At 36.1% G+C, this 18,458-nt stretch carries 14 protein-coding genes and 1 pseudogene; 11 read left to right on the forward strand and 4 right to left on the reverse strand.

Features of this window, described 5'->3' with window-relative positions; translation table 11 throughout:
* Positions 1-54 precede the first annotated feature (54 nt).
* Positions 55-1,404, forward strand: coding sequence for a glucose-6-phosphate isomerase (locus Bccel_RS17000; RefSeq protein WP_036938397.1), 1,350 nt, complete (start codon positions 55-57; stop codon positions 1,402-1,404).
* A gap of 153 nt (positions 1,405-1,557) precedes the next feature.
* Here the strand turns inward: Bccel_RS17000 and Bccel_RS17005 are convergent, their stop codons facing one another.
* Positions 1,558-2,373 carry a metallophosphoesterase gene (locus Bccel_RS17005; protein WP_036938400.1) on the reverse strand — a complete coding sequence of 272 codons (816 nt, stop codon included), beginning with the start codon at positions 2,371-2,373 and terminating at the stop codon, positions 1,558-1,560.
* A 196-nt stretch (positions 2,374-2,569) separates the two neighbouring features.
* Between Bccel_RS17005 and Bccel_RS17010 the strand changes: the two genes are divergently transcribed.
* Both Bccel_RS17010 and Bccel_RS17015 read left to right on the forward strand, forming a co-directional pair.
* A complete protein-coding gene (locus tag Bccel_RS17010) occupies positions 2,570-3,994 on the forward strand; it encodes a family 2B encapsulin nanocompartment shell protein (RefSeq protein ID WP_036938402.1) in 1,425 nt (474 codons plus the stop codon).
* Positions 3,981-5,305, forward strand: a pseudogene (locus Bccel_RS17015) (SufS family cysteine desulfurase). The gene Bccel_RS17010 and the pseudogene Bccel_RS17015 overlap by 14 nt, the downstream one beginning before the upstream one ends.
* Positions 5,306-5,404: 99 nt before the next feature.
* Here the strand turns inward: Bccel_RS17015 and Bccel_RS17020 are convergent.
* Positions 5,405-6,016, reverse strand: a complete 612-nt coding sequence (locus tag Bccel_RS17020; RefSeq protein ID WP_036938405.1) for a LysE family translocator — start codon at positions 6,014-6,016, stop codon at positions 5,405-5,407.
* A gap of 315 nt (positions 6,017-6,331) precedes the next feature.
* On the opposite strand from Bccel_RS17020, the gene amrB reads away from it, so the two are divergent.
* From amrB to glmS, 8 genes are all read left to right on the forward strand, one after another.
* On the forward strand, positions 6,332-7,156 hold the full coding sequence (amrB, locus tag Bccel_RS31630; protein WP_242853073.1) for an AmmeMemoRadiSam system protein B: 825 nt from the start codon (positions 6,332-6,334) through the stop codon (positions 7,154-7,156).
* The gene (gene amrA / locus Bccel_RS31635) at positions 7,153-7,701 is read left to right on the forward strand and encodes an AmmeMemoRadiSam system protein A (RefSeq protein ID WP_242853074.1); all 549 of its coding nucleotides are present in this window, start codon (positions 7,153-7,155) and stop codon (positions 7,699-7,701) included. Before amrB ends, amrA begins: the two co-directional genes overlap by 4 nt.
* The gene (gene amrS, locus Bccel_RS17030; protein WP_036938407.1) at positions 7,698-8,570 is read left to right on the forward strand and encodes an AmmeMemoRadiSam system radical SAM enzyme; all 873 of its coding nucleotides are present in this window, start codon (positions 7,698-7,700) and stop codon (positions 8,568-8,570) included. The genes amrA and amrS overlap by 4 nt, the downstream gene beginning before the upstream one ends.
* 186 nt (positions 8,571-8,756) lie before the next feature.
* A complete protein-coding gene (cdaA, locus tag Bccel_RS17035) occupies positions 8,757-9,632 on the forward strand; it encodes a diadenylate cyclase CdaA (protein WP_457920554.1) in 876 nt (291 codons plus the stop codon).
* Positions 9,629-10,864 (forward strand): CdaR family protein, encoded by a 1,236-nt coding sequence (locus Bccel_RS17040; RefSeq protein ID WP_162181896.1) that lies wholly within the window; start codon positions 9,629-9,631, stop codon positions 10,862-10,864. The genes cdaA and Bccel_RS17040 overlap by 4 nt, the downstream gene beginning before the upstream one ends.
* Positions 10,861-12,450: an NAD(P)/FAD-dependent oxidoreductase gene (locus Bccel_RS17045; protein WP_036938412.1), complete on the forward strand. Its 1,590-nt coding sequence runs from the start codon at positions 10,861-10,863 to the stop codon at positions 12,448-12,450. The genes Bccel_RS17040 and Bccel_RS17045 overlap by 4 nt, the downstream gene beginning before the upstream one ends.
* A gap of 320 nt (positions 12,451-12,770) precedes the next feature.
* The gene (gene glmM, locus Bccel_RS17050) at positions 12,771-14,120 is read left to right on the forward strand and encodes a phosphoglucosamine mutase (protein WP_036938415.1); all 1,350 of its coding nucleotides are present in this window, start codon (positions 12,771-12,773) and stop codon (positions 14,118-14,120) included.
* A 606-nt stretch (positions 14,121-14,726) separates the two neighbouring features.
* Positions 14,727-16,550, forward strand: a complete 1,824-nt coding sequence (glmS, locus tag Bccel_RS17055; RefSeq protein ID WP_036938418.1) for a glutamine--fructose-6-phosphate transaminase (isomerizing) — start codon at positions 14,727-14,729, stop codon at positions 16,548-16,550.
* 208 nt (positions 16,551-16,758) lie between these two features.
* On the opposite strand, the gene Bccel_RS17060 is transcribed toward glmS, so the two are convergent.
* The gene (locus tag Bccel_RS17060) at positions 16,759-17,268 is read right to left on the reverse strand and encodes a DinB family protein (protein ID WP_036938421.1); all 510 of its coding nucleotides are present in this window, start codon (positions 17,266-17,268) and stop codon (positions 16,759-16,761) included.
* Positions 17,269-17,289: 21 nt separating this feature from the next.
* Positions 17,290-18,453 carry a phosphoribosylaminoimidazolecarboxamide formyltransferase gene (locus Bccel_RS17065; protein ID WP_036938423.1) on the reverse strand — a complete coding sequence of 388 codons (1,164 nt, stop codon included), beginning with the start codon at positions 18,451-18,453 and terminating at the stop codon, positions 17,290-17,292.
* Between the last annotated feature and the right edge of the window lie 5 nt (positions 18,454-18,458).

The raw sequence follows: 18,458 nt of genomic DNA on the forward strand, positions 1-18,458 counted from the left end.
ACAAAAATTTATTAAAACTGAAACTTTAGATAAAATCAATAGGAGGTTTAAAAAATGCAAAAGATTCAATTCGATTATTCAAAAGCACTTGGCTTTATTAATGAAAGTGAGGTTAAAAACCTTATACCTTTTGTACAATCTGCACACGATATGCTTCACAATAAAACAGGTGCAGGAAATGACTTTTTAGGATGGGTTGATCTTCCATTAAACTACGATAAGGAAGAGTTCTCAAGAATAAAAGCTGCAGCAGAAAAAATCAAGTCCGACTCCGATGCCCTCATAGTAATAGGTATAGGCGGTTCATACCTTGGTGCAAAAGCTGCAATAGATGTTTTGTCACATACGTTCTATAACAATTTGCCCAAATCTAAAAGAAAGACTCCTGAAATATATTTTGTAGGAAACAATATCAGCTCAACATACATATCAGACCTTCTTGAGCTAATAGACGGCAAGGAAATTTCAGTTAATGTTATCTCCAAATCCGGTACAACTACAGAGCCTGCCTTAGCTTTCAGAATCTTCAAGGAATACATGGAAAAGAAATATGGCAAGGATGAAGCTAGAAAAAGAATTTATGCAACTACCGACAAGGCCAAGGGAGCATTAAAGAAGCTAGCTACTGAAGAAAAATATGAAACCTTTGTTGTTCCCGACGATGTTGGTGGAAGATTCTCTGTTCTCACAGCTGTTGGACTTTTACCGATCGCTGCTGCAGGTATCAACATTGATGAAATTATGGCCGGTGCTGCTGCTGCCTATGATTTATATAAAAACACAAATGTTATGGAAAATGATTGTTATAAATACGCTGCAGTAAGAAATGCTCTTTATAATAAGAACAAAACCATTGAAATATTAGTAAATTATGAACCATCACTCCATTTCATGACTGAATGGTGGAAGCAGCTTTACGGAGAAAGTGAAGGTAAGGACCAGAAGGGTATCTTCCCTGCTGGGGTTGATTTCTCTACTGACCTCCATTCAATGGGTCAATATATACAAGATGGCTTGAGAAATATTTTTGAAACAGTTATAAACGTTGAAAAGCCAAAAAAAGGCCTTGTAGTTAAGGAAGATCCCCTTAACGTTGACGGTCTCAATTTCCTTACAGGCAAGGAAGTAGATTTTGTAAATAAAAAAGCAATGGAAGGAACACTTTTAGCTCATACTGACGGCGGAGTGCCAAACCTCATCCTTACAGTTCCAGAACTAAATGAGTTCTGCTTTGGAAGCCTTGTTTACTTCTTTGAAAAGGCCTGCGGTATAAGCGGTTACCTCTTGGGAGTAAACCCATTCAACCAGCCTGGAGTTGAAGAATATAAAAAGAACATGTTTGCACTTTTAGGCAAACCGGGATACGAAGAAGAAAAGAAGAAGCTTGAAGCACGTCTCAAATAAGAATAAAAGAAAAATTAAAGCCGGGGAAGAATGATTTATTCGCCCTCGGCTTTCTGCTTATTATTCAGAATTCAGTAAAATTTTATTCATTCCTTAATTAATCATGATCAAAAAAATAATTTCCGCTATAAATTTCGCTCATGTGTTGACTTATTAAGTCACATAAAAAACAGTTATCTCCGGTCTGGATAAAAACCTTAGTGGGAACAAGACATTACCAAGCCCGTTGCTTATATAAATATCAACTCCATTTAACCTATGATGCCCCCTCTTAATCCCCATTTTACAGAGTTTTTCCTTTCTGAGCACCTTGAATTCCAAATCAAAGGGCATCCATATCTGCCCTCCATGGAAGTGACCGCAAAAAAGGTAATCAATTTTTCCTTTGGGTATCTCCAGTACTACATCAGGGTTATGAGTGATTGCAATATTAAGTTTAGCATCTTTTACACAATTTTTTACAGCCTTATCAATGTCGTGCTCTCCCCTTCTATAGTCTGTAATTCCTATTATGTTATACTTTACTCCACCCTTTATAAAAACCTCGCAGTCATCATGCAAAACAGTGACTCCTTGCTTCTCTACTTCCGTTAAAAACCTGTTAAACCCACCTTTTTTATCACTCAAAAAGGCTTCATAATCGTGATTTCCAAAGCACATATATACTTTGCTGTTACCCGTAATTTCATTTAAAAATCGTATGAATTGGGGAATATCCGATTCTCTCGTAATATAATCTCCAGACATTAGTATAAGATCAGGCGATTCTTTATCAATTATATTTTTTATCTTGTACGGCTTCACCCTCAGCAAATTTATGTGGATATCAGTGAGATGAATAATTTTAAGGCCTTTATTGCTTTTTGTAAACCTAATCCTTTTTAATTGCAAATTTCCAGCTTCAAACCACATATATGTAAGTGCTAAAACTCCCAAAATTAAAAGTGCTGTAAGTATGTAATACATCATATCCTCCGTCTAAAAAGTCATGCTCTTAATATTATATTTAATGGATGTCCATAATTCAATTACTTATTTTATCGGAGAAGAAATTAAAGTTTACTAAATCTTCACTCTATATTATTGAGGTTCATATATTAAACTGATAATGCTATTAATAATACATTATGTATTCTTAATCAAATAAATTTATGAGGTGATAGCAATGGATTTCGATAACCCAATTATAACACAGCACAGCCTTAACTCCCAAACTGCACGTAATTTATCCCATTCAACCAAATCCATTCCCATGATGGAAGGAATAACCCCTCGCTGGCTTCTAAAGTTCCTGCCGTGGGTTCCTGTAGAAGCTGGAGTTTACAAAGTTAACAAGATAAAAAAACATGATATATACCCTGAAATGATAAGTTTTGATAATAGTAACATTCAAGTTGGCCCGAAACAAATGGCCCAAATCCCATTTTTCCAAAATATTGATATGGATAAAATGAATACATTATCCTCACTTTTCCACAAAAAAGAATTTGATGCAGGCAATTTTATATGTGAAGGTGCACCTGAATCAAATGAATTCCTAATTGTGGCAAATGGAAAAATTGAAATTACAACCAAGGGTTTAAGCGGCGAAAAGCTTAATATCGACATACTTTCATCAGGTGACTACACCAACGTGGATGCATTTGTAAACAATTCCATGAGGCCAATCTATATTAAAGCACTTACACCTTGCACAGTATTTTCCCTTAACAAACGGGCACTTACAGGCCATTTGGATAATTCCCCTCAACTGGCTGAATCCATTAATAATGCAGTAACATACTGGCTTTCAAAAAAGAAAGCTGTTAACGAAAACCAAGAGAAGCTAATAAGCATTAAGTCCGGTAAAATGGGTGAATATGAGCTGCCTCATACATATCCCGATTATGAAGAAAGCCCAAGAGAATATATTCTGAGCCTAATTCAGACAATTTTAAAAACCAACTCTAACGTTACCGATATTTTCAACAGCCCAATAAATCAATTAGATGAACAGGTCAGATTGACAATAGAAGCGATGAGGGAAAGACAGGAGTGGGAAATCCTTAATAACAAAGACTTTGGCCTTCTAAACAATGTCTGCCCATCCATGAAGGTTCATCCTAAAGATTCAAGCCCTACACCGGATGATATGGATGAATTGCTTTCTAGGGTTTGGAAAAAACCTGCTTTCTTCCTGGCACACCCAAAAGCTATCGCAGCCTTTGGAAGAGAATGTACTAGAAGAGGAGTGCCGCCGCCTACCGTTAACATTTACGGTTCTCCTTTTGTCACATGGAGAGGTGTGCCCATAGTTCCCTGCGACAAGCTTATGGTTAATGGAAAGTGCTGTCACAATTCCTATCATGGCAGTACAAATATCCTTTTGTTGCGGGCAGGCGAAAAAGAACAGGGTGTCATCGGACTACATCAACCTGGAATTCCAAACGAAACAGGTATACCCAGCCTTTCAATGAAATTTGCAGGAATTGACCAGAAAGGTTTATCATCATATATTCTAAGCCTTTATTTCTCTGCTGCAGTATTGAGCAGCGATGCCATCGGCATGTTGGAAAATGTAGAGGTGGGTAAATATTATGATTGCGAATAATTATTACCACAATTCCATTAACGAAGCTGATTACTATTTTGTAAAGCAGCAATGTGAAAACACATTTAAACAAAATAAATTTTCCGAGGGAGATCAAAATATTAAGATTCGCAATATTCGTAAAGATTTTCCCATACTCGAAAGAAAAATAAACGGCTATAACCTTGTTTGGCTGGATAATGCTGCTACCACACAGAAACCTTTATGTGTCACGGAATCATTAAATCGGTATTATAAAGAGTATAACTCAAATGTACACCGAGGGGCACATACATTGGCAAAAGAGGCCACAGAAGAATATGAATCTGCACGGAAAAAAGTTCAGAAATTTATTGGATCTTCTTCACCTGAAGAAATAATTTTTCTTAGGGTGCAACTGAAGCTATAAACCTTGTAGCAAACACCTACGGCAATATGATAATCAATGGCCAAGACGAAATTTTAGTGTCACAGATGGAGCATCACTCAAATATTGTTCCATGGCAGATGCTGTGCCATAAAAAGGGTTCAAGAATTGTGCCTATTCCAATCAATGATAAAGGTGAGATAATTCTTGAAGAGTATGAAAAGCTATTTTCACCACGTACCAAAATGGTAGCTATAACCCAGGTTTCCAATGTTTTGGGTACTATAAATCCCATAAGAGAGATTGTGGCTATTGCACACAGTCACGGTGTATGTGTCCTTGTGGATGGAGCACAAGCTGCACCACATTTATCTACTGATGTCCGTGAGCTGGATGCAGACTTCTATACATTATCCGGTCACAAGATGTACGGCCCAACAGGCATCGGTGTCCTGTACGGTAAAAAGGCTCTTCTTGATAGCATGCCTCCCTGGCAAGGCGGCGGCGGTATGATAAAGGATGTTGATTTTGATAAAACCGTGTATATGGACTTACCATACAAATTTGAAGCAGGTACAGGAAATATTGCTGATGCAGTAGCACTAGGCACTGCTGTTGACTATATTGAAGAAATAGGGATGAACAATATAGAATGTCATGAGCAGGAACTTACAAAATACGCTATGGAAGCCCTTTCAGCTATTAAAGGTTCATATACCATTGGTAATGCTTACAACAAAACCAGCGTACTATCGTTCATTTTAGATGGTGTATCACCTCAAAAAATGGCGGAGCTTTTAGATAGCGAAGGAATTGCCGTAAGAGCAGGTCACCACTGTGCTCAGCCTGTACTGAAGCATTTTGGTTTAAGCAGCACTTTAAGGGCTTCAATTGGACTATATAACACTTATGAAGACATTGATGCTTTGGTTAAGGGAATTATAAAACATAGATATAAATCATAATTTCATAGATATTAATAATTTCCTGGATATTAATAAAAGTAAAATGCCATCATGATAATGTAACTCAAGATGGCATTTCTACTATCCTTATTAACCTTCCTACACTTTCTTCAGCAGCATCTTAAGGCCAAATCCTATGATTATAATTCCTACCAGAACATTCATCACATCCACCACTGTCTGATTCATCATTGGATGAAGCAAGCTGACAATGACAGCAAATATAGTTAAGAAAACAAGAGTAGCCATTACCGCACCAACACCGAAAAACCTCATTTCCTTTTTACTAAAGCCTTCACTTGATAATTTTGTGGCAAATACACCTGACCAGAAAAGTATTGATAAAGGGCTGGAGGCAGTCAAAATAAAGCTGGTTACAAACGCATTGGATGTATCATAAAGATTACTGTTGCCAGCTATTGTGGGTATTATTTTTATGCCAAAAGTCCCGAGAATAGTTCCAAGTCCAAAATAGATTAGAATTACAGTACCAAAATACTTCAATGCTTTTTTGACACCATCTTTTTCCAAAAGCGAACCAATACCCAAAATGGCAAGAGTTACAAATATAGTGTCCATTAATGTAGCCGCAAGCACGGCAGCTTCTGCCGGAAGGAATCCCCCATTGGTAGCAGTATTAAATATGTATATACACACCGGGCCTATAGCAAATTGCAGCATCAGCCCAAAACGAAATCCTTTTAAAACCATAGTCCATCCCTTATATCTCTATTTTTTTATGTAAATTTATCAATAACACCTAATCACTTTACCATACAAATGGCACTAAGGCAATTTTAAAAACTAATTTAAAAAATTTAATATTTAAAATATATTAAAATTAATATAAAATAAAAAGTATGGAAGGAATATAATCCATATAAAAAATCAAATAATATAAGTGTGGTGATTTTGTTGAGCAGAAAAGCAATAAGAATGATAGCATTAATAACGCTGGTATTTTTCTTTGTAACATCAGTAGTGTTACTTGTTACTCCATTTTTCTCAATGGGAGGAAACTAAACAATGGGCAGTATCATAAGTTCCTATATATTCCCTCATCCACCGGTTTTGATACCCGAGGTTGGAAAGGGTGACGAAAACAATGCAATTTTGACACTAGACTCATGCAGAAAAGCTTCAAGTGAGATAAAACAGGATAATCCTACAACCATTATAGTTACAACACCCCACGGACCATTTTTCCAGGATTATCTATATTTATCCACTAATAGCAATCTGTCTGGGAATTTTGCAAGGTTTGGTCGAAAGGATGTAGGACTTGAATTTGAAAATAATTTGCAGCTTTTAGATAAAATTATTCATAATGCCAATAAAGAGGGCATAGATGCAGGAGGCATGGACAAAAAGACCCTTGACCGGTATGGTTTAAGCGATGAATTGGATCATGGTGCCCTTGTTCCTTTGTATTTTATTAACAAGGAGCTTCAGGGTTTTTCTCTCATTCATATATCCATCGCAGGCTTTACATTGGATATGCTGCATAAATTCGGAAAGTGCATATCCTCTGCAGTAAAAGATTCTGATGAAAGGGTAGTTTTTGTTGCCAGTGGTGATCTTTCCCACCGTGTCAACGAGAATTCTCCATATGGGTCAAGCCCTCTTGGAAGTAAATTTGACAATTTACTCGTAGAAAGCATTCGTGCTTCTAAGTATAACGATCTTCTAAATATTGATGAAAAGCTTTGTGAAGGTGCCGCAGAGTGCGGCTTACGCTCATTTGTTATTATGTTTGGAGCTTTGGAGGGCTCTGAGGTCAAACCTCAGGTGTATTCCTACGAAGCTCCTTTTGGTATTGGCTATTGTGTTGCAAGATTTGGTACGAAATGATTGAAGAATTACTTAAAAAGGAGAAACATACAAATATGGACCCCTATGTAAATGTAGCTAAGAATGCCCTTGAAGCATTTGTCCGTGAAGGTAAAATAATCGATGTACCTGACGATTTACCTGCTGAAATGATCCGTGATTCTGCAGGGACATTTGTATCAATTAAAAAAGATGGTGAACTTCGAGGGTGTATTGGAACTATTTCTCCAACAATGCCTAACATTGCTCTAGAAATTATTCAGAATGCAATCAGTTCCGGTACTCAGGACCCAAGATTTGATGAAGTGAATGAAAGTGAGCTAAACAGCCTGACATATAGTGTGGATGTCCTTAAAGACCCTGAGCCTGTAAATTCTATGGAAGAATTAGATGCTGCCAGGTATGGGGTTATTGTACGTTCAGGCAGAAGGTCCGGGCTTCTTTTACCTAATTTGGAAGGTGTGGATACACCATTAGAGCAGATATCCATCGCACTTAGAAAAGCAGGAATAAATCCAAAATCAGAATTTTCAATTGAAAGGTTTGAGGTTATACGTCACAAATGAGCTTCGATAATGGAAAACAGGCAAGATACTACAACAAAATAGAAGATTCAAAGGTTCACTGCTTTTTGTGTCCTCACAACTGTGTAATTAAACCCCATATGACAGGAGCTTGCAGAGCTAGAAAGAATATTGACGGTGACCTTTTTTCATTAAATTATGGCAAAGTTACCTCTTTATCCCTTGACCCAATAGAAAAGAAGCCATTAAACAGATTTCACCCCGGTACAAAGATATTATCTGCCGGTTCCTTTGGATGCAACCTAAAATGCTCATTCTGCCAAAACTGGACGATTGCCCACGAAGATGCAGATACTGTTGAAATAACTCCTCAAATACTTGTGGACAAGGCTGTGTCACTTAAAAACAATGGTAATATAGGTATTGCATACACTTATAACGAACCTTCCATATGGTATGAGTTTGTTTATGATACCTGCCAATTGGCAAAAAAAGAAGGTTTATCAAATGTTCTTGTAACTAATGGGTTTATTTCTCGCGAACCGCTTTCAGATATCCTCCCATTGATAGATGCCATGAATATAGATGTAAAAGCCTTTACTTCCGGGTTTTATAAGGATATATGCAGTGCTACCCTTGATAATGTTAAAGAATCGGTAGAACTGGCTTCAAAGCACTGTCATGTTGAGGTAACTACCCTTGTCATACCTGATCTCAATGACTCCATTGATGAAATTGAAGAACTCTCTAAATGGCTTTCATCTATTTCCCGGGATATTCCCCTCCATCTATCAAGATTCTTTCCAAATTATAAAATGTCCCACATCAATCCTACCCCTAAAGATACACTTATTAGTGTAAAGAATGTTGCAGACAATTATCTCAATTATGTATATTTAGGCAATGTTTAGTATGCTTTAGTCATTACTTAGCTCTTAACACCATCCGATATAAATATTTCAAAAATGTTACAGGAATATGAAATTTGTGTTGCAATGTGAAATAACCTTACAACTTGAATAAAAAAATTGTATAATCTATAATAAAATTATTATTAATCTTACATTTGATTATACTGTTATAAGGATGTGGAGTTTTTGCCTGGTATCTTTAATTTTGACATCCATAGTTTTTTAAACAACATAGTTAATTATATTGGCTTTGAAAGCCCTTTAGATGTTATTAGAGCAATATTTGACATAGGAATAGTAGCATACGTAATCTATAGAGCAATACTTCTTGTCAAGGAAACACGTGCTTGGCAGTTAATAAAAGGTCTTCTCTTTATTGTTGTTGTTTCCTATTTAAGTAGTGTTCTTGAACTAAATACTGTAAATTATATTTTAACAAATGCAATACAGATAACGGCAATTGCTGTTGTTGTTCTTTTTCAGCCTGAATTAAGAAGGGGACTTGAGACAATTGGAAGAAGCAAATTCAGTGACTTTCTTAATTTTGAGGAGAGCAGTATACGCATACAGACAACTGCAATGATTGAAGAAATAGTAAAGGCTGTTACCGAACTCTCAAGAACCAGCACAGGTGCTCTTATAGTAATTGAGCGGGAGACCAAGATAGGTGAAATAATAAATTCGGGAATACAGCTCAACTCAAATATATCTGCTGAGCTTATAATCAATATATTTGTACCCAATACACCACTTCATGATGGTGCTTTGGTCATACGTGAACACAAGATCAAATCTGCATCCTGCTTTTTACCCCTTACAGATAACCCTAATCTTAGCAAAGAACTAGGTACCAGGCATAGGGCTGCATTGGGTATTACAGAGGTATCCGATTCCATTTCCGTTGTTGTATCGGAAGAAACTGGCAAAATATCTTTTGCATTAAACGGCGGGCTTACGAGAAATCTTACTCCAGATACCTTAAGGAAAGCATTAAATAAAAATCTTTTAGATGATACGACGCCAAACAAGAAGCTGAGTTTATGGAAGGTGAAAAGCAAGTGAACGAACTATTAAAAAAAGATATTACCGTTAAGATTATATCAATAATATTTGCGATTGCCCTATGGTATAATGTGGTAGATAAAAACTCCAATCCTATATATCCAACCAGCGTCAGCGTTCCTCTTGAAATACTGAATAAAAATTCCCTGGATAACAAAAAAATAGGATTAAAAGATACCAATATTCCTCCTAATGTTCGGCTTACTGTTAGAGGAAGAAAAGATAAGCTTGAGGCTATGCGTCAGTTTGACTTTAAAGCAACAATAGACTTGTCGGAAATCAATTCAGTAACCGATAAGGAACTTAAAATAAAAGTCATACCCAATAATCCGGAAATTCAAGTTCTAACTATAGAACCCGAAACAGTCACACTAGCTCTTGAAAAGGTAATTCAAAGCTCCTTTAAGGTTGGCATAAAAACCAGCGGTGTTTTAAAGAAAAACTACCAGTTAATCAATACCAACGTTATACCCGATACTGTCCCCATTGAAGGTAATGATTCAATTATTAAGTCAATAGCCTCTGTTAAGGCTGAAGTTGATGTTAGTGATCTTGATAAAAATCTAACAATAGAAAAGGAATGCAGGTTTTATAATGACAAAGGTGAGGATATAAGCAGCAGTGTAAAGAGAAATGTAAAAGTCAAAATTCAGTTTGAAGTTGCTAAAGAGATAAAAGTTATTCCTGATGTTAAGGGTGTTCCTGCTAAGAACTATGTATACTCCGACCTTCAAGCAGTCCCGGATAAAATTCTTGTAAGCGGTCCTCCTGATATTCTATCAAGCCTATACGAAATAAAGGCTCAATCGGTAAATATTAACAACATGACTTCAAGCACTACCATAAAGAGCAAGCTACTTCTTCCAAAAGATATAAGTCCTGTTGATGGCAGCACTGATATTAATGTACATGTCATTATTGAAAAAGAAGGCCAAAAGGACCTTACAATTTCCAGTGAGAATATATCAGTTATTTACCCGAATACCAGTGTATCGTCAAGATATACAATTATGCCTCAGAATATATCCATAAGTCTGAAGGGAAAAACTACAGACCTTGCGAATATTGATATAAACAATTTGAAACCTAGTATAAATGTTGCCGGTCTTGCAGATAATCCTACAGGGACATATAAGGTACCTTTGAGCCTTAATCTCCCGGCAAACGTACGTCCCGCTGATAATTACCAAATAGAAGTATCGGTTGAGGAAATTATAGAGGAGCCTACATGAAACTTATTATAAATAACATACGCACATCAGTTGAAGACGATATAGAATTTATAAAGCATCAGGCAGCAAAAAAATTAAAGCTTGGAACAAATGATATTAAGGGCTTTAAGATAATTAAAGAATCTGTTGATGCAAGGCGAAAACCCAGTATAACCCTTGTGTATACAGTACTGGTTGAAACTTATTCAAAAATAAAGCTATCTTACAGCAATGATATTACAGAGCTTGACGAAACACCTTCTCCCCCACTTTTACAAGGGAATATTCAACTTAATAAAAAGCCTGTAATTGTTGGCTTTGGGCCTGCCGGTATGTTTGCGGCACTGGTTTTGGCACAGAATGGTTTTAAGCCTATTGTTATTGAGCGTGGCGAAAGCATTGAAAAGCGAACCGAATTGGTTAACCTTTTCTGGAAAGAAAATAAACTTTCTACAGAAACCAATGTTCAGTTTGGTGAAGGAGGGGCCGGAACCTTCTCTGACGGTAAGCTTACAACAAGAATTAATGACCGAAGGTGCAACAAGGTTTTAGAGGAGTTTTACAATAATGGAGCACACGAAGAAATACTATACAAAAATAAGCCTCATATAGGTACCGATGTGCTTAAAGATGTAGTTAAAAACATTCGTAAAAGAATTGAAGAGCTTGGAGGCATGGTATTATTCAGCTCTAAGCTGACAGATATAGAGTTTAAAGGCACTTCTATCCAGGGAATCAAATACAACAGTAACAACATAATAGACACAAACATCTTGGTACTTTCCATTGGCCATAGTGCCAGAGATACCTTTCAAATGCTGCTTGATAAAAATATTCAGTTTTTACAAAAGCCTTTTTCGATTGGAGTCCGGATTGAACACCCTCAGGAAGTCATTAACATGGCTCAATTCGGTAAGGCTAATGTAATACCAAAACTGGGGCCTGCAGATTACCAGATTTTTCACAAGATCGGTAACCGGACAGTTTACTCTTTCTGCATGTGTCCTGGAGGCATTGTAGTTGCTTCTGCTTCAGAACTTGAATCCATTGTAACAAACGGTATGAGCGAATATAAACGTGACAGGGATAATGCCAACAGTGCTCTGGTAGTATCTGTTGAGCCTAGCGATTTTGAAGATTCACATCCATTAGCAGGTATGCATTTCCAGAGAAAATGGGAAAAGCTTGCCTACGAAACAGCTGGTAGAAATTATTCCGCACCAGTTCAGCTTCTGGGAGATTTTATAAAAGGCTGTGCTTCAAAAGGCTATGGAAGTGTAAAACCCAGCTATACCGGAAATACCACATTAAGCGATATAAATTCATGCCTTCCAGAATTTGTTACAACACCCATGAAAGAATCTATAAGCGTATTTGACAAAAAAATTAATGGATTTGGTATGGCAGATGCAATCTTGACAGGTGTTGAAACACGAACCTCCTCACCTGTAAGAATTCCTCGGTCAGATACACTTGAGGCCATTGGTTTTACCGGCCTCTACCCTGCCGGTGAAGGTGCCGGATATGCAGGAGGAATTGTAAGTGCTGCTGTTGATGGAATACGAATTGCTGAGGAGATAATAAGCAAATATAAACCCCATTATTAGGAAACATTTATTAAATTTTAGAATAAAATATTTTATATTATGAAAAGTTAATAACTATTTCAGTGGATTTTTATGTATTAGAAGAATATGTATACAAATTTATTAAAAATTTTATTGTGTTATTAAGTAATTACAAGTTATAATAAATTATACGACTTAAAATAGGCTAAATTTTGGTAATTTTATCATAAGAGCAATATTACTAAATTTTATATAAATTATAATTTTAATAAGCCTAAAGAATTAATTATTTTAATATAAATTAGAGATATCATAATATTGTTTCATAATTTGAATAATTTGAGAGGGGTCATTTTACAATGGGAAAACTTTTTGGAACAGATGGGGTAAGAGGGGTAGCTAACCTTGAACTAACAGCTGATTTAGCATATAGTCTTGGGCAGGCAGGTGCATATGTATTAACTGCTGAAACCAAGCATATACCAAAAATACTTGTTGGAATGGATACCAGGATTTCCGGTGATTTATTGGAATCTGCATTAGTTGCTGGAATCTGCTCTGTCGGTGCAGAAGCAATATGTGTTGGTATAATTCCAACACCAGCTATAGCTTATCTTACAAGACTTTATAATGCTGATGCAGGAGTTGTTATATCAGCATCACATAATCCCTATGAGTTTAACGGAATAAAATTCTTTGATAATAGAGGTTACAAACTGCCTGATTCAATGGAGGAAAGAATTGAAGCAATAATCCTTGATAAGGCTGAAGAACTGCCACGTCCTGTAGGCGAAAAAGTAGGCGTAAAAAGCGTTAACGAGTCTGCTTTGGATGATTATATTAACTTCATTAAAAACACTATTAACTGCGATCTTAAAGGAGTAAAAGTTGCAATTGACTGTGCAAATGGAGCTGCCTACAAAGCTGCACCCCTTGCACTGTTTGAGCTTGGTGCTGAGGTTTCCGTTATAAATAACGAACCAAACGGCATCAATATAAATAATGGCTGTGGTTCCACTCATATGTCACAGCTTAAGGAATTTGTTAAAGAGATTGGTGCCGATATAGGTCTGGCTTTTGACGGCGATGCCGACAGAGTTCTTGCTGTTGACGAAAATGGAAACCTTGTTGATGGCGACCAAATAATGACTATTATAGGTATTGACCTGAAAGAAAACGGTAAACTTGCCAACAACACCATAGTTGCCACTGTTATGAGCAACCTTGGTTTGGATATAATGGGTAAAAGAAAAGGGATTAACCTGGTTAAAACAAAGGTTGGAGACAGATATGTGCTGGAAGAAATGCTGGCAAAAGGTTATTGCTTAGGTGGTGAACAATCAGGACATATTATATTTCTTGAACATAACACTACCGGTGATGGTCTGCTTACGGCTGTTCAGCTTTTGAAAATTCTCAAAACCACTGGCAAAAAGATGTCTGAATTAGCATCGCAAATGCAGGTTTTCCCTCAGATCTTAAAAAATGCTAAGGTCTGCAATGAGAAAAAATACAGCTACATGGAAGATGAGGTGATTGCACGCTTATGTAAGAATCTTGAGGATGAATTCCATGGTGAAGGCAGAGTCCTTATTAGACCTTCCGGAACTGAGCCCCTTGTAAGGGTTATGATTGAAGGAAAAGACCAGGAATATATTACCTCCAAAGCATCTGAACTTGCAAAATATATTGAAGAAAGGTTGGGATAATTAAAAGTTACCTTTAGGCAAACATGACTAAGAGTTAATCAAATTAAACCATTTAATAAAAAATATAAAAATTTTCATACAGAATATTAAATATGTACCCCTTTATTTATGGGCACATTGCATAAAGCGCCAGAGCTGCAGTATTTCAGCAGTTGACGAGGAGAAGGAGGTCACATGTAGTATTGGAGGGACAAATCTTTTAAAGCCCAATGAACATGTGAATTATCGAAAATTCGGCGGAAACCTTCTGGTCTACCATGATCACTAAAGACTTTACAAATATTACAGGTAACTGTATAACAAAATAAGTCTTAAATGGTTATTCTGTTTGTATACTTATCATTTTTATTAAATCTATTGGTTGGTTTAATTCTATTATGCTTGCCCATATGTTCAAATTAATAAAAATTTGGTTATTAAGCTAGGTTATTGAATAATTAAATAACCACTAATATTTGTTGCAAAATATTCCATACTATGCAGGATTCACGCTGCCAAGCAGCTTTATCCCTATTTGTTTATGCCTTTAAAAATTACATGGATTATTTTGCGTTATCTAAAGTATTTTCAGAAAATAATAAATCATTTTGAAAAGGAGAATTAATTATGTGCGGTATTGTTGGATATATAGGAGATAAAAAAGCCACACCAATATTGATAAATGGACTAAAAAAACTTGAATATAGAGGATATGATTCAGCAGGAGTTGCAACATTTGACAGCAATTGTATCAACGTTATTAAATGTAAGGGCAGACTCGCAGCCCTTGAAACCAAGCTTACTGAAGATATGCCTTCAGCAAATATGGGAATAGGTCATACAAGATGGGCAACTCATGGCGAACCGAATGACGTAAACTCTCATCCCCACATAAGCCAGTCCGGAAGATTTGCCGTTGTACATAACGGGATTATTGAAAATTACATTAAACTAAAAGATTTTCTCCAGACACAGGGGTTTGAATTCAAATCGGAAACAGACACCGAGGTTGTAGCTCATCTTATAGAGTATCATTATAAGGGTGACCTTATACAAGCTGTAATAGAATGTGTTAATGATATTGAAGGCTCATATGCTTTAGGAGTAATATGCAGCGATTGTGAAACCCAGTTTGTTGCAGCAAGAAAAGATAGTCCCTTGATAGTGGGTCTTGGTAAAAATGAAAACTTTATAGCATCGGACATTCCTGCTATCTTGGAATACACAAGGGATATATATATTCTTGAAGATAAAGAGATAGTAAGCCTTACAAAGGATGAGGTTAAGGTTTTCAATATACTTGGTGCTGAAGTAAAAAAAGAAGTTTATCATGTTACCTGGGATGCTACTTCGGCAGAAAAATCCGGCTACGAGCATTTCATGATGAAGGAAATGTTCGAGGAACCAAAGGTAATAAAGGATACTTTGTCACCAAGAATAGTTGATGAGGGCATAACTCTTGATAATGTTAATATAACAGCAAAAGACCTTGAGAACATTGATAAAATCTATATTGTAGCATGCGGTACCGCTTATCATGCCGGTGTAGTAGGAAAATACATCATTGAAAAGCTTGCAAGAATACCAGTTGAGATTGATATAGCATCTGAGTTCAGATATCGTGATCCTCTTATAAGCGACAGAAACCTGGTTATAATAATAAGCCAATCAGGCGAAACCCTTGATACATTAGTTGCTCTTAAGGAATCCAAAAAGAGAGGTGCAAAGACCCTATCTATTGTTAATGTTGTTGGAAGCTCAATTTCAAGAGAGTCGGACTACGTACTATATACATGGGCGGGACCTGAAATAGCTGTTGCTTCAACTAAAGCTTACAATACTCAGCTTGCTGCATTATACCTCGTTGCTTTTAACTTTGCATATAAAAAAGGCTATATTGAGGATTCTGCCTATAAAAATTATATATCCCAGTTAAAGGAGCTTCCTTCCAAGGTTGAAGAGGTCTTAAAAAATAAAGAAGTTATACAGAAATTTGCATCCAAACATTATAATGCAAAAAGCATATTCTTCATCGGAAGAGGCCTTGACTATGCACTTTCAATGGAAGGCTCTCTTAAGCTAAAGGAAATATCCTACATCCACTCTGAAGCATATGCCGGCGGCGAATTAAAGCATGGAACCATAGCACTCATAGAAAAGGGTACGTTAGTGGTATGCCCTGTAACCCAAGATGACCTTATAGATAAAATGGTCAGCAATATAAGGGAGGTTAAAGCAAGAGGTGCTGTTGTTATGGCCATCACCCAGGAGAAAAACGCTTCCATAGACAAGGTTGCTGATGTTGTTATTACAATCCCCGATATAGATTCATTATTAGCACCTGTAGCAGCTGTAACTCCGCTTCAGCTATTTGCCTACTATATGGCTATTGAAAAGGGCTGCGACGTTGATAAGCCTCGTAATCTCGCTAAAAGTGTTACAGTGGAGTAATAGAACTTGTGTTGAATATATATATATATAACTGTACTTTTATAATAAATAGTGTCCTAAGTAAAATTAAATATTCCTAGTTATAAAAAATGGAGGAGAAGATCTGAAATCTACCCCTCCATTTTTTATATTATTAATAAATGATTATTCATACTTCTTAAAAAAATCAATATAATAATGCCATTTTGCTATATTGACAAGCCATTCACTAATGTCTAATCATATTTGAGTAATCATTCTCTATTTTTAGTTTATCAAGAATTTGGCTTATCTGCCCTCGATGATGTGTTTGATGATTAAACACATGTAAGAGTGTTTTCCAAAATATTTTCTCCAGTTTTTCTCCAGACCCTGTTATCCTTGTAACTGTTTTATACAAATCTTCCGTTTCAATTTCATTAGTCAATTCTACGATTATTTCATCAAGTTTCATTCTGTTTTCTTTCAGCTCAGTAATATTTAAAAAAAGCTGCTCTCCGTATTCGGGAATTTTTTCCATAATAGGATGTTTATAAACAGAAAATTCTTTGACTGTTTTAAAACTATGTAACCAGATTAAATCCGCTACATAATAGTGATTTAATATTTCACCTATACTTTTATAATACCCCTCTACCTGATAGTCAAAAATATTAGGCTCGTGTTCTTCTATAATCTTTAGCAATTGAGCATTTATCTCCTGATTGCATTTGGAATAATATTTATATACTTCAATCATCCTAATTCTCCTTCTTTAATTTTAATGATGGAATAACCTAACCCCTGTCATAGCCATTACCATTTTATATTCATTGCACGCATTTATTACTATATCATCTCTAACAGACCCGCCAGGCTGTGCAATGTATTTAACTCCACTTTGATATGCACGATCAATATTATCCCTGAATGGGAAAAAAGCATCCGAACCTAATGATACATTCTTTAACCCCTCAAGCCACTTCATCTTATCATTTCCAGTAAGTCTTTCAGGAACTGTTTCCAAAACATCATTGAGCATATTTATTTCATAATCAGTAACATCATTTCTTACAAATAAATCAATGGCGTTATCCCGTTCAGGTCTTCCAACACCTTGCTTAAATTTTAAGCTTAATACTTTTGGATGTTGCTTTAAATACCAAATATCAGCTTTATCGCCTGCAAGCCTTGTACAATGTATTCTTGATTGTTGACCTGCACCACAACCTACTACCTGACCATTTAATACATAGCAGACAGAATTTGATTGGGTATATTTAAGTGTTATCATTGCCAATATCATATCTCTTCTTGCATTATCAGGTATTTCCTTATTTTCAGTGACGATATTTTTAATATCCTCATATCCTGCAATATGATTATTTCTCTTTTGTACAAACTCTATCCCGAATATCTGCCTTGTTTCAATTTCAGAGGGCTCATAAGCCGGGTCGATTTCAACAATATTATATTTACCCCCTTTTTTTTGTTTAAGGATTTCAAAAGCTTCTTGTGTATAGCCTGGTGCGATTATACCATCAGAAACTTCTCTTTTTAGAATAAATGCTGTTGATTTATCCACTATATCACTAAGTGCCGCCCAATCTCCAAAAGAAGAAACTCTGTCTGCACCTCTTGAACGAATATACGCTGAGGCAAGCGGGGATAATTCAATGTCCTCAACAAAATATGCCTTTTTAAGCTCATCAGTTAAAGGCAATCCTATTGCTGCACCAGCTGGGCTAACATGTTTAAATGAAGCAGCAGCAGGCATATCGATAGCAGTTTTTAATTCCTTTACAAGCTGCCATGAGTTCAAAGCATCCATAAAGTTTATATACCCTGGATTTCCGTTAAGCACTTTAAAGGGCAATTTACCAGTAACTGAACGAATTTCAGCCGGTTTTTGATTTGGATTACAGCCATATTTTAGTTCATACATTTTAA

This window comes from Pseudobacteroides cellulosolvens ATCC 35603 = DSM 2933 (assembly GCF_001262605.1).
GTDB lineage: Bacteria > Bacillota > Clostridia > Acetivibrionales > DSM-2933 > Pseudobacteroides > Pseudobacteroides cellulosolvens.

Coding starts and splice junctions, on each gene's coding strand:
- amrA (WP_242853074.1), top strand. CDS start 7,153: ATGATTGAAGAATTACTTAAAAAGGAGAAACATACAAATATGGACCCC.
- Bccel_RS17020 (WP_036938405.1), bottom strand. CDS start 6,016: ATGGTTTTAAAAGGATTTCGTTTTGGGCTGATGCTGCAATTTGCTATA.
- amrS (WP_036938407.1), top strand. CDS start 7,698: ATGAGCTTCGATAATGGAAAACAGGCAAGATACTACAACAAAATAGAA.
- Bccel_RS17010 (WP_036938402.1), top strand. CDS start 2,570: ATGGATTTCGATAACCCAATTATAACACAGCACAGCCTTAACTCCCAA.
- Bccel_RS17000 (WP_036938397.1), top strand. CDS start 55: ATGCAAAAGATTCAATTCGATTATTCAAAAGCACTTGGCTTTATTAAT.
- glmS (WP_036938418.1), top strand. CDS start 14,727: ATGTGCGGTATTGTTGGATATATAGGAGATAAAAAAGCCACACCAATA.
- Bccel_RS17005 (WP_036938400.1), bottom strand. CDS start 2,373: ATGATGTATTACATACTTACAGCACTTTTAATTTTGGGAGTTTTAGCA.
- glmM (WP_036938415.1), top strand. CDS start 12,771: ATGGGAAAACTTTTTGGAACAGATGGGGTAAGAGGGGTAGCTAACCTT.
- Bccel_RS17060 (WP_036938421.1), bottom strand. CDS start 17,268: ATGATTGAAGTATATAAATATTATTCCAAATGCAATCAGGAGATAAAT.
- Bccel_RS17065 (WP_036938423.1), bottom strand. CDS start 18,453: ATGTATGAACTAAAATATGGCTGTAATCCAAATCAAAAACCGGCTGAA.
- amrB (WP_242853073.1), top strand. CDS start 6,332: ATGGGCAGTATCATAAGTTCCTATATATTCCCTCATCCACCGGTTTTG.
- Bccel_RS17045 (WP_036938412.1), top strand. CDS start 10,861: ATGAAACTTATTATAAATAACATACGCACATCAGTTGAAGACGATATA.